General features: G+C 45.8%; 12 protein-coding genes. 7 read left to right on the top strand and 5 right to left on the bottom strand.

Translation table 11 applies throughout. The features are described 5' to 3' along the window. Positions 1-28 precede the first annotated feature (28 nt). Together W234_RS0103850 and W234_RS0103845 are read left to right on the top strand one after the other, a co-directional pair. The gene (locus W234_RS0103850) at positions 29-1,450 is read left to right on the top strand and encodes an FAD-dependent oxidoreductase (protein ID WP_025644914.1); all 1,422 of its coding nucleotides are present in this window, start codon (positions 29-31) and stop codon (positions 1,448-1,450) included. Between the two features lie 223 nt (positions 1,451-1,673). Beyond that, a complete protein-coding gene (locus W234_RS0103845; RefSeq protein ID WP_025644908.1) occupies positions 1,674-2,885 on the top strand; it encodes an FUSC family protein in 1,212 nt (403 codons plus the stop codon). A 92-nt stretch (positions 2,886-2,977) separates the two neighbouring features. On the opposite strand, the gene W234_RS0103840 is transcribed toward W234_RS0103845, so the two are convergent. Next, positions 2,978-4,123: an ABC transporter substrate-binding protein gene (locus tag W234_RS0103840; RefSeq protein ID WP_025644906.1), complete on the bottom strand. Its 1,146-nt coding sequence runs from the start codon at positions 4,121-4,123 to the stop codon at positions 2,978-2,980. Positions 4,124-4,364: 241 nt separating this feature from the next. On the opposite strand from W234_RS0103840, the gene W234_RS0103835 reads away from it, so the two are divergent. The 3 genes from W234_RS0103835 (at position 4,365) to W234_RS0103825 (ending at position 7,383) form a co-directional block, all read left to right on the top strand. Further along, positions 4,365-5,156: a 3-oxoacyl-ACP reductase gene (locus W234_RS0103835; RefSeq protein WP_025644904.1), complete on the top strand. Its 792-nt coding sequence runs from the start codon at positions 4,365-4,367 to the stop codon at positions 5,154-5,156. A 52-nt stretch (positions 5,157-5,208) separates the two neighbouring features. Next, positions 5,209-5,472, top strand: a complete 264-nt coding sequence (locus W234_RS0103830; RefSeq protein ID WP_025644901.1) for a hypothetical protein — start codon at positions 5,209-5,211, stop codon at positions 5,470-5,472. A 291-nt stretch (positions 5,473-5,763) separates the two neighbouring features. Then, positions 5,764-7,383 carry an AbgT family transporter gene (locus W234_RS0103825; RefSeq protein WP_025644899.1) on the top strand — a complete coding sequence of 540 codons (1,620 nt, stop codon included), beginning with the start codon at positions 5,764-5,766 and terminating at the stop codon, positions 7,381-7,383. A 110-nt stretch (positions 7,384-7,493) separates the two neighbouring features. Here W234_RS0103825 and W234_RS0103820 read toward each other — a convergent pair whose 3' ends face one another. Further along, complete coding sequence (locus W234_RS0103820) at positions 7,494-8,330, bottom strand: Cof-type HAD-IIB family hydrolase (protein ID WP_025644897.1); 837 nt, start codon at positions 8,328-8,330, stop codon at positions 7,494-7,496. A gap of 173 nt (positions 8,331-8,503) precedes the next feature. After that, on the bottom strand, positions 8,504-10,027 hold the full coding sequence (locus W234_RS0103815; protein ID WP_025644896.1) for a cryptochrome/photolyase family protein: 1,524 nt from the start codon (positions 10,025-10,027) through the stop codon (positions 8,504-8,506). Positions 10,028-10,241: 214 nt separating this feature from the next. Between W234_RS0103815 and W234_RS0103810 the strand changes: the two genes are divergently transcribed. Continuing rightward, positions 10,242-10,841: a hemerythrin domain-containing protein gene (locus W234_RS0103810; RefSeq protein WP_025644894.1), complete on the top strand. Its 600-nt coding sequence runs from the start codon at positions 10,242-10,244 to the stop codon at positions 10,839-10,841. Between the two features lie 318 nt (positions 10,842-11,159). On the opposite strand, the gene W234_RS0103805 is transcribed toward W234_RS0103810, so the two are convergent. After that, the gene (locus W234_RS0103805; protein WP_025644892.1) at positions 11,160-11,519 is read right to left on the bottom strand and encodes a hypothetical protein; all 360 of its coding nucleotides are present in this window, start codon (positions 11,517-11,519) and stop codon (positions 11,160-11,162) included. Positions 11,520-11,590: 71 nt separating this feature from the next. Beyond that, positions 11,591-13,879, bottom strand: a complete 2,289-nt coding sequence (gene parC / locus W234_RS0103800; protein WP_025644890.1) for a DNA topoisomerase IV subunit A — start codon at positions 13,877-13,879, stop codon at positions 11,591-11,593. Between the two features lie 336 nt (positions 13,880-14,215). Here parC and W234_RS0103795 point away from each other — a divergent pair, with 336 nt between their 5' ends. Further along, entirely contained in the window at positions 14,216-16,009 is a 1,794-nt protein-coding gene (locus tag W234_RS0103795; RefSeq protein ID WP_025644888.1) for a vWA domain-containing protein, read from the top strand. Positions 16,010-16,117 lie beyond the last annotated feature (108 nt).

Genomic DNA, 16,117 nt, shown 5'->3' with positions numbered 1-16,117 from the left:
ACTACCCACTATCAAAGAGATTATGATTATGGCAAAACGTTTAGAAAATAGTTTTCAGTTTTTGGATATTCCTAGACTTGAACCACTGAAAAAAGATATCGTCACTCGCGCCACAGAGTTTGTAGAGATTTACACGCCTCAAGATACCGAGCTGGTGGCCAATCAAGCGCATCGCTGTCTGGAATGCGGTAACCCTTATTGTGAGTGGAAGTGCCCAGTACATAACTACATTCCTAATTGGCTAAAGCTTGCGACTGAAGGGCAGATCTTTCAAGCGGCTGAATTATGTCATCGTACCAACACTTTACCTGAGGTCTGCGGCCGCGTCTGCCCACAAGATCGCCTATGTGAAGGCGCTTGTACCTTAAATGACGGTTTTGGCGCAGTCACTATCGGTAACGTCGAAAAATATATTAACGATACCGCTTTTGCCTTAGGCTGGCGTCCTGATATGTCCGATGTGGTTTGGACGGACAAAAAAGTTGCGATCATCGGTGCAGGGCCAGCAGGTCTTGGCTGCGCTGACATCTTAGTTAGAAATGGCGTCAAGCCTATCGTCTTTGACAAACGTCCTGAGATTGGCGGGCTACTGACCTTTGGTATTCCTGAGTTCAAAATGGAAAAAGACGTCATGCGCAATCGCCGTACTATCTTTGAAGATATGGGCATTGAATTTCGCCTAAATACCGAAGTCGGCACTGATATCACCATCGATGAGCTAGTGAGTGATTATGATGCGGTATTTATGGGCATGGGTACCTATACTTATATGCGCGGTGGTTTCGCTGGCGAAGAGTTAGACGGCGTCTACGATGCGTTAGATTACTTAATTGCCAATGTCAATCGCTGTAACGACTGGGAAAAAGACCCATCTGAATACATTGATCTAAAAGGTAAAAAGGTAGTGGTACTTGGTGGCGGCGATACGGCGATGGACTGTAACCGTACGAGCATTCGCCAAGGTGCCGAGCGCGTCGTCTGCGCTTATCGCCGTGACGAAGAGAACATGCCAGGCTCGCGCCGTGAAGTGGTGAATGCGCGTGAGGAAGGCGTTGAATTCTTGTTTAATCGACAGCCCACAGAGATCATTGGATTGAACGGTAAGGTCAATGGTGTCAAAGTGGTAACCACGCAATTAGGTGCTCCGGATAATCGTGGCCGCCGCCGTCCTGAGCCAGTAGAAAACTCAGAAGAGATCATCGAGTGCGATGCAGTGATTATGGCCTTTGGCTTTCGTCCAAGCCCTGCCGATTGGTTTGAAGGTTATGAGGTTGAGATGGATCTGAACGGTCTGGTGTTGGCACTTGAAGATCAGCCTTATAAATTCCAAACCAGTAACCCCAAAATCTTTGCTGGCGGCGATATGGTACGCGGCTCTGATTTAGTCGTCACCGCGATATGGGAAGGCCGAGAAGCGGCGGAAGGTATCTTAGACTTTTTAGAAGTATAATTACCTCGATTTAGATTCCACGATTTATTAGTGGTTTGTGATGTAAACGTCTTTTGTCTTTTATCAGACAAAAGACATTTTTTTTGAGTGATGCTTGGTAAATAAAGGCTCGACTGCTAGCATGTTTGTGCGTACCCTATATGCTTTATCGTTTACCTCATTTATCCACTAAAACTCGTTTATTCACTAAAACTCGTTTATTCACTAAAAAGAGTAGCCTTGCGTGAAATCAACCTTTTACCAGCGTGTTACTGCGCCATTTATTGAGCCTTACATTCGTTATCAACGTGCAGATGTGTTACATGCTTGTCGTCTGGGAGTGGCTGTCATACTGGCGCTATTAGTCAATAAAGTCACAAACCTGCCGCATGGTGAGTGGACCACCATTACGGTTTTTATTATTTTAGGATTGTTACAGTATCAAGGCGCTATCTATACCAAAGCCAAAGAGCGTGTGCTGGGCACGCTACTAGGTATTGGCACAGCATTAGGGGTGTTGTGGTTCAATCAAAATGCAGGGGCATGGCTATGGATCGATTATGCACTTATCGGTATATTAAGCGGCATTATTGGCTATCTGGCCGTTCGTAAGCTTGGCTACACAGGGCTGCTGACGGGTATTACGATGTTAATGATTGTCTCCGATCTAGGCAATAGTAGTATTGGTCAAGACGGCATTTACCGTGCGCTCAATATCTTGCTAGGGACAGGCGTGGCGGTCGCAGTCACACTCATTTTGCCGCTCAAATCAACGCTGATGTGGCGATTTCTATTGAGTAGCAATCTTGATGCTTGTAGCAGCTTGTATGCAAGCGTTGGCCATCATATTGATACAGCGGACGGAGCGGCGGGCAATACGACCCATAAATCAAATCCAGTGGCTTTTTCAGCTGGAGAAGTACCTGTTGATAGAGCGTTGGTCACCACATTACAACAGATCAATAAGCGCCTACTGGCCGTGCGTCCACATATCGCTGCGACCGCAAGTGAGTCGGGGGTCGAAAAAGAGACACTGGAGACCATTCAACGTACCCATCGCAATATCATTGGCACCATTGATTTGTTATTAAGTGCTGCGCCGCGCTTGGCAAATATTGAAATCGATGAGGAAAACCATGTTTTATTGGTTCATTATCAGCATGAGTTGACGCAAGCGATGCAGCATATGGCTGCGGTGCTACGTAGTCCCAGTGATGAAGTGTTTCGCCCCATTACGCGTATTGCCGTCTCAGAGTATCCAAGCGTGCAGCGTTTAGCGTTTGAGTGGCAGGGATATTTTTGGTTGACCCAAACCTTGCAAACCCAGTTGCAACAGTTGAGCGACTTGTTACAAACGACTAAACCGCAGTGGTTTGCGGCGTCTGGTCTTCGCTATCAGCGCCGTGAGCAAAAGCGTATTGAAGTACAAGGTCATGAGACGGACTTGCATTTATAGATACAGTTGTAAGCGCTGTTTGCTGCACACACATAGCCCATAAAAAAACGCTAACTCTCAAAGCTAGCGTTTTTTTTAGACCTATTTGTTTATTAACGACCGGTTTTTAGCATATCCCAATACTGCTGGTATACTTGCAGCGCCTCGTCACCGACATCCTCTTGGAATTCTGCTTTTGCCAGTACTTCTTTTGATGGGTAAATCGTTGGGTTGTTGCGAATGCTTTCATCCATCAGCTCACGCGCGGCTATGTTAGGTGACGCATAGCCAATCTCTTCGCTGACGATTTTGGCGTTTTCAGGCTGCAAGAGATAATCGATAAACTGATGCGCGGCATCGACGTTTTTGGCGTTCTTTGGAATCACAAAATTATCCATCCACAAGATTGCGCCCTCAGTGGGGTACTTATACACCAAACTGGTGAGACCCTCATCATTGGCCATCACCGCCTCACCATTCCATGTCATTCCTAAGTTAGTTTCGCCCTCGATATAAGGGATACGAGTGGCGTCTGAGTTAAAGGTTTTGACATTTGGCATGATAGTCGTGAGCTTGTCATAAGCGGCCTTAATCTCCTCAGGATTACTGCTATTGCCAGAGTAGCCAAGGGTCAATAGCGCCATACCGAAGACTTCACGCATATCATTCATCAGCATCACCTGATTTTTGTACTCAGGACGCCATAAATCATCCCAGCTATTCACCGTCGCTGGATCAATCACGTCGCCGTTGATCGCAAGACCGGTGCTGCCCCACATATAAGGGATAGAGTATTTATTCTCAGGATCGACTTTAGTATTGGTAAAGGAGGTATCTAGATTATCAAAGTTGCTCAATTTTGATTGATCAATCTCTTGTAGTAACCCCTCATTAGCCATTTTTTCGACATAATAAGTAGAAGGCACGGCAAGATCATACTGACTTGAATCATCAAGCAGCTTGAGCTTGGCGTACATAGCCTCATTCGAGTCAAACGTGGTGTAATTAACCGAAATACCAGTCTCATCCTCAAAGCCGTCTAAGATCTCTTGCGGCATATATTCTGACCAGTTATAGAGGTTCAACGTCACATCGCTATCGGCTGCATCTTCGACTGCTGCATTATCAGCGTTGCTACAGCTAGCGAGCACCAAAGCGATTGCCGCGCTCAGTAGTACTTTTGGTGCGGCTGTCATAAAAGTGCGCTTAACTGGATGAGTAGCAGGTTTGGCAAAAAGTCCATATAATGATTGGCTCAAAGTATATCTCCTAAAGTGAATATAAATCAGCGATGTCTATTGCTATCTTTATAGTTGTTATTTAGCCTGATTTAAAGGCCATTGTCAAAATCCGCTCGCTCTAATAAAGGATGATAACCCAAAAGCCGCTAATCTAATGCGCAGTGTAGAGAATGCTAGGTATGCTATCATTGCTAAAATTTATACCAGCAGCAATAAAACGAGCAGTATTAATCTTTATAATATAACAAAGGATAAAATCATGACTCAGACGACTATACCCAAACTTCTTACCGATAAAGTCGTGATCATTACGGGGAGTAGTCGCGGCCTAGGTGCCGAGATTGCTCAGCAAATGGCAGCGGCTGGCGCGAAAGTTTGTGTCAACTATCGACAAAGCAAAGACGCCGCTGAACAAGTCGTTGCCAAGATTAAGGACGCGGGCGGACAAGCCTTCGCGTATCAAGCCGATGTCACTGATTTGACCCAAGTGCAAGCAATGGCGCAAGCAGTAATTGAACGTTTTAGCCGTATTGATGTGCTCGTCAACAATGCTCTGCCGCAGTATCAGTTTGACCCTAGCGCTGACAATACTAGCATCGAAACCGTGCAGTGGGCGCATTTTTCTCAGCAAATCGACGGTATCGTCAAAGGCGCAGTCAATACCGTACAAGCGGTGTTGCCGCAGATGAAAGCGCAGCAAATGGGCAAAATTATCAACATCTCCACCAATCTGATCTATAACCCTGTAGTGACTTATTACGACTATACGACCGCCAAATCGGCGCTGGTGGGGCTCACGCGCAATCTAGCTAGCGAGCTTGGTCCGCACGGCATTCGCGTGAACCTATTAGCAGGCGGCCTGTTAAAGACCACCGATGCTAGTAGCCTCACGACTGAGGAAGTCTTTGACTATATCGCCACCACCACGCCGCTGCGTCAGGCCACCTCAGTTGCTAACTTTGCTAACTCTGTACTGCTGATGGCGTCTGATTTGAGCGCCGCTATCACCGGTCAGTCCATCGCCGTCGATGGCGGCTTGACCATGCCTTAGCGCTTGAGGTGGATAAATATAATAATAAAAGCATTAAGATAAGAGAGATAATATGAACAACCAAAAACGCGCAGGAATCATAACGGCTTTAATTGGCCTAGTCGCTTTAATAGTCTTACTTAACGCGAGTACTTCTGCGCCTATTATTAATTGGCCAATGGAAGCTTACTTAGGGACGGTCTTTACGATTGGATGGATGACGGGCGTACCGGACTTTTTGGCTTACATTTTAGCAATTGTGGTTTTCGTGGTTGTCATTGGCGTTTGTTATAAATTGGGCAGTTGGCTTTATGATTTGGTTGTTGGACGAAGTTAAATCTTCTGAGTAATTTAATATTACTATCATTAATGTAAAGTCACTATTCACTAGATAAAATTCTGTGATGCGCTTATTTTTAAAGGCCTATAGTTATATAGGCCTTTACTTTTGTACCTTAACTCTTTAGCTACTAGTCATTTCAATATTGTTTATTACTAATTGTTTCTATATCCCATGAAAATAGTTTGTTTTCATTTCAAAATTATGATTGAATTCAAAACTTTGTTCAGAACTTAGAGTCTTACTAAGTTCTGATACTGGTCAAACATAGGATAGAAATAGTGTTTTATGCAAGAAAATGGCTCACCAAATGGCAATCCGCCAGATAATAATTTTGAGGCAAGCGCGCACAGTTCGCGTATGCAGCGTTTTTTAAAAGGGGTCGAGTGGCTCGGTAATCTATTACCGCATCCTGTTATTTTATTCGTTTGGATGTCAGTGCTGTTATTGCTGCTCTCAGCCGTCATGTCGTACTTTGGCGTATCAGTCATTGACCCAAGACCAGAGGGCACCAGTGGCCGCAGCGCTGACGGCATGATCGAAGTCGTCAACTTATTAAACGGTGAAGGCTTGGCTCGTATCGTCGAAAATCTGGTGACTAATTTTACAGGTTTTGTGCCGCTAGGTACGGTTCTAGTCGCCTTACTCGGTGTCGGCATCGCTGAACACTCGGGTATGATATCGGCTGCACTGCGAGGTCTGGTCATGAATGCCCCAAAAAAGATGGTGACCTTTACCGTCGTATTCGCCGGTATTATGTCGAACACGGCAGCTGAGCTGGGTTATGTAGTACTGATACCACTAGCAGCAGTGATTTTCCACTCATTAGGCAGGCACCCATCAGCTGGTCTAGCCGCAGCATTTGCTGGGGTGTCAGGTGGTTATAGTGCTAACCTATTATTAGGAACAGTGGATCCTTTATTATCAGGGATTACCCAAGAAGCGGCGCGTATCATTGACCCAGCTTATATCGTTGGGGCAGAAGCCAACTGGTACTTTATGATCGCCAGTACCTTTTTGATCAGTGGTTTAGGTTATTTTGTCACCGAAAAAATCGTTGAGCCAAGCTTAGGAGAATACAACCCTAAAGATGCTGATGATGCCTCAGTACTCGAGACGCAAATCGAAAAAGTCTCCGCACTTGAGAAAAAGGGTCTACTATGGGCCGGTATCAGCATGCTCATATTCTGCTTATTGCTAGCATGGACCATCATCCCTGCAGACGGTATCTTACGTAACCCAGAGACGGGTCTAGTATCAGGATCACCATTTCTAAAAGGCATTGTGGTCTTTATTTTCGTGTTTTTTGCGATACCAGGTTATATCTACGGTAAGATTACCGGCAGTATCAAAAATAACCAAGACGTCGTCGACGCCATGAGTAACTCGATGAGCTCACTGAGCATCTATATCGTTTTGGTGTTCTTTGCTGCACAGTTTACCGCGTTTTTTAAATGGTCAAACTTAGGCTCGGTAATGGCGGTATCTGGCGCGACTTTCTTAAGTGATGTTGGCCTAACTGGACCGCTGCTATTGGTTGGTTTTATCCTGATCTGTGGTCTGGTCAACCTTATGCTCGGCTCAGCGTCAGCACAGTGGGCAGTGACAGCACCTATCTTTGTACCTATGCTGATGCTCACAGGCTACGCGCCAGAGATGATACAGGCGGCGTACCGTATTGGCGACTCAACCACTAATATTATTACGCCGATGATGAGCTACTTTGGTCTTATTTTGGCAGTGGCTATTCGCTATAAAAAGGACACTGGGGTCGGAACCTTAATGGCAATGATGCTACCATACTCGATGGCATTTTTGATGGGTTGGACTATTTTGTTCTCGATTTGGGTATTTGTACTGGGTCTACCTGTTGGGCCTGGTGCAGAGACATTCTATCCTGCTAGATAAGCTGGTTTTATCGCTACGGTAGCAGGATTGGCAATAGCTATCTGTGTAACACTAAAAACCCTTGTCAGGTTATGGCAAGGGTTTTTTTTAGTACTCACTATCTATGGTACTTATGAAGTAACCTTTAGCGCCAAGCGCTCAAGCACCGACTGAATCCCGCGCTCCTCAATAGTGCCTGTGACAAAATCGGCGCGCTCAATTAAGGCAGGTTGTGCATCTCCCATAGCGACGGCAAAGCCCACCAAATCGAACATCTCTAAATCATTAAAACCATCACCAAACGCCATGCAGTCTTGAGCGTCCACACCATAATACGCGCAAACATCGAGGATACCGCGCGCTTTTGATGCATCTATCGGCAAGATATCCGCGCCCGTATTGTGCCAATGCACCAGCTTGAGATCATCCTTAGCAAAGTCCACCTCTTGCATTTTTTCCAGTTGGTTATTAAAGAACACTGAGCATTGATAGACTTCATTGGTTTGATAATAATTAGGGTCGACGATAGAGTTCGGCGTGCGCGCATTAAATTCGCGCAGGCGCTCGTTTTCATCCGACCATGAAATATGCGTCGCCGAATCAAACTTGTGGATGAGATTGCTCGCTTGGCACAGATGAACGATTTTTGCGGTTTGCTGATCGGTCAGCGGATAGTGACTGATTCTGCCACTTTTATCGAAGCTGTATTGACCATTCATACAGATAATCGCGTCTAGTACATCCGCTTCTAGCAGCGCTAAAATGTCAGGCGGCAATATGGCTTTGGAGCGGCCGGTTGAGATGACAAGTTTGATATCGCTATCCGCTAGCGCCTCTAGTGTCGCTTGATTGGTTTTATCGATAATGCCCGCGCGGCTCAAAGTATCATCAATATCGAAGAAGATGATTTTTGGCGTTGGGATTTTACTGGTTGCCTGTGCGCCGCTGGCCTTAAATTCGGTAAACATAGTTATCCTGGTCCCTATTGTTGTAGTAAGGGCTGATGCTAAAATCGCCCTAGTCGTTGCGACTGTTTAAATAAAATCAGCTAGCCAATGCAATAAGCATTATCTGCAATTTTCACTTAGACTAGAACTATTTTAGCGATCAGCAGTGCGCATTTGTGAATGTTCAACACGCCCTAATTACCTTTGTCTAATAGCGCTAAAAACTCATTGGCATTTTTTAAGTGCTGTTTTTGCTGGTCGTTATCCATCTTATCCCACATCGATAGTAGCATGCCGATACGCGGATTTTTCTCAAAAAAGTCGCGATGCACATACATAAAGCGCCAAAACAGGCCGTCCCATATCGCCGCCCACTCAATCAGCTCGCCTTTGCACTTGGTCTGATAATTGCTCATTTTATTAATATAGTTACTACCGCTAATATAAGGTTTCGTCGCCATCAGGCCACCATCAGCAAACTGACTCATGCCATAGATGTTGGGCACCATCACCCAATCATAGCTATCGATAAATAGCTCCATAAACCACTGATAGACTTCATCAGGGTCAAACTCACAGAGCAGCATAAAATTGCCAAACACCATCAAGCGCTCAATATGATGCGCGTATCCCGTCTTCAGCACTTTTTTAATCGTGGTATCAATCGGTACAATTCCGGTATCGCCCGTATAAAAACTCGGCGGTATCTTACGGGTAAAACCCCAAAAGTTACTCGTGCGCTGCTTGCGACCGATAGACTCATAGAGTCCATACATAAACTCGCGCCAACCAATAATCTGACGGATAAAACCCTCTAAAGAGTTCAGCGGAATCTCGTATTCTTCGCTGACCTCCAGCGTGCGCGTTACCACTTGCTCAGGGGTGAGCAGTCCGGTGTTGAGCATCGGCGTCAAGATACTGTGATGCAAAATGTGCTCATCGGCGACAATAGCGTCCTCATACTTGCCAAACTCCTTAAAGCGTATCGCTAAAAAGTCCTCAAGCCATTCTTCTGCCTCATCATGCGTAGTCGGATAACGAAAATCGACATTGGCCTCGCCATAATGCTCGCTAAAGTTATCTTTGACATACCCTAGCGCTTCCTCGTAACGCTCAGTTAACTTAGGAAACTTGATTGCAGGCGGCGTCTGTTTGCGCGGGTATTTTTTGCGATTATCCCTATCGAATGACCACTGTCCACCAATCGGCTCTTCTTCGTCATCAATCAGAATCTTTTCACGTTTGCGCTGCTCCATATAGAAGTCGTGATGAAACAGACGAGTATCGCGAAAAAACTCACAATACACAGGCAAAGGGTTTAAGAACATCGGCGTCGGCGACACATCAAACTCGATATCAGCGTCCAATATCGCCTGTTGCACGTGCATGCGTAACCAGTCATCGACTAAGTCAATACAGTAAATTTTTTTGATGGATTGATCATTATCTGGTTCATCCTTGTGACTTATAAAGCTCGCAATCAGCTTGCGGCAATCGCTATGCTCATGTACTGAATCTACATAGTGCACCGTCTTACCCGCATTTTTTAATGTCTGCTCGTAGGCCTTCATACTCGCGCGGTGCAGCACTAGCTTTTGCTTATGAAACGGATACTGAGTAAAGTATAAATCCTCCTCAATGAGGTAGCACACGTCCTGCCAAAGCGAGGTATCAGCAAACAGTTGATGCGGAAAGATAAGGCTAATACATTTACTCATAAGTTAAGCCTACTTTGATAAATTCCGTTTATTATAAAGGAGCGATTGCAGCTTTGTCAGGGTGGATTATGTTATTTATCAGGCGTCTATACAGCGCTTATCGCTTTATTGTTATCGATATTAGAAAGGTGTTTTGCTCAGCTAACCCTATCAATCAAAGAGTAAAATTACCATATAACTCAGTATCGACCCCATAATAAATTAGGATAACTCAATGACCTTATCTGCCAATAATAAGACAAGTCAGCAGGCTTTAGACGATAATCTATTTAGTCTGGCTCCAAGGCATCCTGATAGCCGCTTGGAGACGGATTGGTTGTTTTTATATAATAAGCTGCCGCCCGATCAGTGGTTTGGCGCGGACTACGCTTATAAGACCTCAGGTTGGCTTAAGGTACATACCAATATACGCAAACGCCAACGTATTCTTGTGCAAATCAGCGAAGCTTATATCAGCGGCGAGTTTGACTGGAGCGAGTACCGCTCACAAATATTGAAACGCATCAATATGCATGTGCTCAAACTGCATCAGCACCACGGGGTGGAGGACGAAGGGTTTTTCCCAGAGTTTGTCAGCATGTACCCCAAGCTCGCACCTGCCTTTGAGATATTAGGCCATGATCATGAGTATCTTAATGAGCTGCTCGATAAGTTACAAATTCAAAATGATCAGCTGGCGAGAAGTGAGATAGAGGATAAAGCGCTGGCTGAAGAGCTACATAAAACGCTAGTCAAAGTGACCGCTTTACTGCAGCAACATCTCACGGATGAAGAGGATTTGGTGATTCCGATTTTGGGGTTACGGCAGGGGTAGGGGTTGATTTTCGGCGGTGAAAATTATCCTTAGTAGCTTCTCCCGCCTTACGCTTGTATCTGCTTACCCGCGCGAGACGAGGGCTACGGTTTGGGGTGTCTCCTGCTCTGCGAGCCACCCCAAAACCTAGCCCTCACAACTCGCCCAGCTCAGCAGGATACCGCTACAGTCGGGGCTAGCGGTGAGCTTATGTTCTTTTTGATATTCGTCGTGGTTGGGGTTTTACTTGTAGGAAAATCATAAGATGAGTTAGTAGTAGGGTGCGCCACGCGCACCATTTTCGAGTGTTATCGGTACGCGTGGCGCACCCTACGCAAACTAATCTCGATGCTCCCAAACAACCGCAATCTTAGTAGCCAATATATCCTCTAATTCTTTTAATATTTCTGAACGAATGGAAATGGTTTCATTAATGTCGCTTTCAAACTCTTCATCTTCATTGTCATCTAATTGCCAAAATTTATTAGTCGCTACAAAGTCCCCAGCGGTCATCATGAACGGGCTAGTAATAATAATGTCTGAATGCGTCAGTTGTAGATTTTCAACTGTATCAAAATAGGGTTCATGTTCACATTCGATAATATTTTCGTCAAAAAGTGAAAATGCTTCTTCTTTTTGTTCGTCAGTTAAAATATGTTCTTGGTCTTTGATATAAATAAAAACATGTTGTTCACTCATAATATTCTCCCAGTAAGCGTAGGCTGGACTTTTAGCCTAGCTTTATAAAACTTAAATAAATAAACCCCAGACTACCCAACCTCAACCGAACTCACATTCTGAAAGCCTCTTGGCAACTGACCACCACGATTACCACGCGTGCCCGTATAATTCGCCAAATCCATCGGCTTTAAAGTCACATGACGCTTACCCGCAGTAATGATTAAGCTGTCTTGCAAGCTTAGCGGCGTGATAGCTAATACCTCTTCATCGCCCTTAAGCGTGATCATTTTATTACCCTTGCCGCGCGCTTGTTCCGGCAAGTCATCGAGTGCAAAGATTAATAAATAGCCAGCATTCGTCACCACCGCGACGTGATCAGGAGTGACTTTTTCTGCGTTATCTTCACTACTCGTTGTATTAGCGTCGATACGAGCTACTGGCAACAGCTGACTGTCGGCGGCCAGATTGATGATCTTTTTACCCGCTTTTTGATTGCTATCAAGATTAGCTAACGTATTGATAAAGCCATAGCCGTTAGAGCTGGCGAGGATGATACGCTGATCGTCGCTACCCGTGAGTAGCTGCTCAAAGCTTGCGCCTGCGGGTGGTTTGAGTACGCTGGTCAGTGGATCACCTTGACCACGCGCCGAGGCGAGGTTGTGCGCGTCAATACTATAGCTACGTCCTGTGCTATCGAGCACGTAGATTTTCTCATTTGATTTACCGCGCACATACGCTTGATAGGCGTCACCTGAGCGATAGCTCATGCCTTGAGGGTCGACCTCGTGACCTTTAGCCGCGCGTATCCAGCCCGCTTTGGAGAGTATCGCGGTAATCGGCTCGCTTGGTATCAGATCCGACTCTTTAAGCGCTTGGGCTTCATCGCGCTCCATCAGTGGCGACATACGCTCGTTACCGTGCTCTTTCATATCCGCTGTCAACTCATCAATCATTAGACGAGTTAAGCTCTCAGGATTATCAAGATACTCTTGTAGTTTGGCGCGTTCTGCTTTGAGTTCGTCTTGTTCACTACGTAGCTCAATCTCCTCTAATTTTGCCAACTGACGCAAGCGAATGTCCAAGATAGCATTGGCTTGGATCTCGCTGAGATTATAATCTTGCATCAAAGTTGCTTTAGGATCGTCCTCTTCACGGATAATGCGAATGACTTCATCAATGTGCAGATATGCGATGAGTAAGCCTGCCAAGATATGCAAGCGCTTATCGATTTTATCTAAGCGAAACTGCACGCGGCGGGTGACTACTGAGCGGCGACTCACTAACCATTCTTCTAGGATTTCTTTTAAGTTTTTGACCTGCGGCTTACCGTTTAGGCCAATCATATTCATATTGACGCGGTAATTACTCTCAAGATCGGTACTAGCGAATAGATGACTCATCACCCGCTCGACATCGACGCGGGTTGATTTGAGCTCAAGCACAATGCGGCAAGGGTTTTCGTGATCGGACTCATCGTGGATATCGACGACCCAAGGCAGTTTTTTATCCGTCATTAAGCGGGCGATTTGCTCTTGTATTTTATTGCCTGAGACTTGATAGGGCAGCGCATCGATAATGACGAGGTTTTTTTCTTTGGGATCGATATGGAAGGTCGCACGCATCTTATAGCTACCGCGCCCGCTTTCATACATCGCCTGCAAGTCTTTTTTACTAGTGATGATTTCAGCATTCGTCGGTAGATCAGGCGCGGGTATGGATTGCGTCAATTGCTTAACCGAGAGACCTGGATTTTTGAGCAAGCGAATAGCCGCGCGCACCACTTCGTTTAAGTTGTGCGGCGGAATATCGGTGGCCATACCGACGGCGATACCTGTCGTGCCATTTAACAAGATATTAGGCAGACGCGCAGGCAAGGTCACAGGCTCTTGCAAGGAGCCATCGAAGTTATCCTGCCAGTCAACCGTACCTTGGCCTAGCTCAGCAAGGAGCGTATTGGCATAAGCGGACATTTTGGCTTCGGTATAGCGCATGGCGGCAAAGGATTTGGGGTCATCAGGGCTACCCCAGTTGCCTTGGCCGGTGATCAGCGGATAGCGATAACTAAATGGCTGCGCCATCAGCACCATCGCTTCATAACAAGCGCTATCACCGTGCGGATGGTATTTACCGAGCACGTCACCGACGGTACGCGCCGACTTTTTGGGTTTTGCGCTCGCTTTGAGTCCCAGCTCGCTCATCGCATAGACGATACGGCGCTGCACAGGTTTGAGACCGTCAGCGATATTGGGCAGGGCGCGATCCATGATGACGTACATGGCGTAGTTGAGATAGGCTTGTTCAGTGAATTCAGCGACAGAGCGGCTGTCCATCGGCTCACTCGCTAATAGGGTAGGATCATTATCTATAATATCAGGCATAAATTAAGGTTCGCTTGTTAACAATACTTTTAATAGGTTTAAAAATAATCGGTTCAAAAAGGGGTGGTATCAATCAATGTTAAAGCTAATACAGGCATAATATAGCTGTCGACTGCGTTTAAAGAATGTCTCAAACAAAGGGTTAGTGTGATAATACTGCTATCGTAAAGCAAATACTGAGAATTAAAAAGGTCTATAAGCAACAAGGCGACAGGCCATGACGCCTTTGTTTTATAGATCGTTAATTCGTAAACCGATTCATTTTATACGTGGATTTTATACTAGCAGTTCAGTAGTATAAATAAAGGCTTATCCCTAATCACAAGGATGTTATTTATGTCACCTTTTTATCACCATCGCTTGCGCTCACACACCGTGACCACGAAGACTTTAGTCGTCAGTATTTTAGCAGCTTTAAGCCTAAGCGCTTGTAGCTCACAGCAAAGCGTCATGACGGCTAGCGACAATAGTAGCCGTGTCATAGAAAGCGAAGCTGGATTAATTGAAGCACCAGTTGTCGTATCAGCGCCAGTGGCCCAAAACAGTAAAAGGTCGCAAGTGCCAAGTCCATCTATAAGCCGCGCCAATACACTTTATGATATCTCCTCAGGGCCAGCGGTTATTAGGCCTGCGCCTATCGTCGTGGTAGAGCCAGCTGGTGATAACTATCAAAAAAACATCGCCAATCCCATCAACCGTACTTTAGACAATCCGGTAGCGACTTTATCCATCGATACGGACACCGGTAGCTATAGTAATGTGCGCCGCTATCTCAACGAAGGTCAGCTGCCGCCTGCCGACGCGGTCAGAGTCGAGGAGATGATCAATTATTTTCCTTATGATTTCTCTAACAGTCAGCGTTTAGGGCAAGCGCCGTTTGTAGTGGAGACTGAGATTGTCGACTCGCCTTGGGATAGGGTCGATCAGGCCAATCAAATCCTCAAAGTCGGTATCAAGGCCATCGATCCGGCCCAGTACACTCGTAGCGCCAGAGCACAGCTACCAGCAGCCAACCTAGTGTTTTTGGTCGATGTCTCAGGCTCTATGAGATCCTCTGATAAATTAACGTTGGCCAAAGCCACGTTAAACTTACTCGCCAAGCAGCTGCGGGCGCAGGATACTATTAGTATTGTCACTTATTCAGGCAGCACCCGAGTGGCACTTGCGCCGACTAGTGGTAGCGAGACGGCGACGATTCAAGCAGCGGTGAATAGCCTAAAGGCGGCAGGCTCGACCAATGGTGAGGACGCGCTAAAACTGGCTTATGAGCAGGCGAGCAAAACTTTAAAAGAGGGTAGTATCAATCGCATCCTTATGCTGACTGATGGCGATTTTAATGTGGGCATCAGCGACGTCGATGAGATGATGGATTTGGTCAAAGCCAATCGCGATCGCGGTATCTCCTTATCGACTTTAGGCTTTGGTCGCGGTAATCTCAATGACTATATGATGGAACAAATCGCTGATAATGGTAATGGCAATTATAGCTATATCGATAGCTTAAGCGAGGCCAAAAAGGTCTTGGATAATGAGCTAAATGCGACTTTTAATACGGTTGCAAGTGATGTCAAAATTCAGCTAGAGTTCAACCCAGCGCACGTCGATGAATGGCGCTTGATTGGCTACGAGAATCGTCTGCTAGCTGAGCAAGACTTCAATAACGATAAGGTTGATGCTGGCGAGTTAGGCGCGGGCAAGGCTGTAGTCGCGCTATTTGAAATCACACCTAGAGGTGAGAAGGGCGCAATTGCTCCGCGCCGTTATGCTAATAATACCCAAGCTTTAGCGAATAACAGTAATAATAAGGATCTGGGCTTCCTCAAGATTCGCTACAAGGCCACCCCGCAAGCCTCCTCAAAGTTGCTTGAGCTGCCAATTACTACAGTCAATAAAAGAGTCTCCTTAATGAGCGCGCACCCTGATACTCAGTTTGCGGTAGCAGTAGCAAGCTTTGGACAGCGTTTGCAACAAAGCCCATATATCAATGATTGGCAATATAGTGATAGTACTCAGCTTGCCAACCAAAGTCTCAGCTATCAGACCGTTGACGATGCTAATGGTTTACGCCGCGGCTTTGTCGAATTAACACAGCTTGCTGAAGCGCTACAACCGGCAATTAATAAACAATAGTGGTTAAAGTAGAGACAATAACTGCTAAAAAATAGCGTCATTGATAGATGAGAGATTTTAAGAACAGTGATTTGAGAAACTTTAGTTGGCTAGATAGTGACGCTTAAA

It is taken from the genome of Psychrobacter sp. TB15 (genome assembly GCF_000511655.1).
Lineage (GTDB): Bacteria > Pseudomonadota > Gammaproteobacteria > Pseudomonadales > Moraxellaceae > Psychrobacter > Psychrobacter submarinus.
Note: the sequence above shows the minus strand (reverse complement) of the source record. Positions and strands in the feature narration are given on the sequence as shown.

Coding starts and splice junctions, on each gene's coding strand:
- W234_RS0103850 (WP_025644914.1), top strand. CDS start 29: ATGGCAAAACGTTTAGAAAATAGTTTTCAGTTTTTGGATATTCCTAGA.
- W234_RS0103835 (WP_025644904.1), top strand. CDS start 4,365: ATGACTCAGACGACTATACCCAAACTTCTTACCGATAAAGTCGTGATC.
- W234_RS0103830 (WP_025644901.1), top strand. CDS start 5,209: ATGAACAACCAAAAACGCGCAGGAATCATAACGGCTTTAATTGGCCTA.
- W234_RS0103825 (WP_025644899.1), top strand. CDS start 5,764: ATGCAAGAAAATGGCTCACCAAATGGCAATCCGCCAGATAATAATTTT.
- W234_RS0103820 (WP_025644897.1), bottom strand. CDS start 8,330: ATGTTTACCGAATTTAAGGCCAGCGGCGCACAGGCAACCAGTAAAATC.
- W234_RS0103815 (WP_025644896.1), bottom strand. CDS start 10,027: ATGAGTAAATGTATTAGCCTTATCTTTCCGCATCAACTGTTTGCTGAT.
- W234_RS0103810 (WP_025644894.1), top strand. CDS start 10,242: ATGACCTTATCTGCCAATAATAAGACAAGTCAGCAGGCTTTAGACGAT.
- W234_RS0103805 (WP_025644892.1), bottom strand. CDS start 11,519: ATGAGTGAACAACATGTTTTTATTTATATCAAAGACCAAGAACATATT.
- parC (WP_025644890.1), bottom strand. CDS start 13,879: ATGCCTGATATTATAGATAATGATCCTACCCTATTAGCGAGTGAGCCG.
- W234_RS0103795 (WP_025644888.1), top strand. CDS start 14,216: ATGTCACCTTTTTATCACCATCGCTTGCGCTCACACACCGTGACCACG.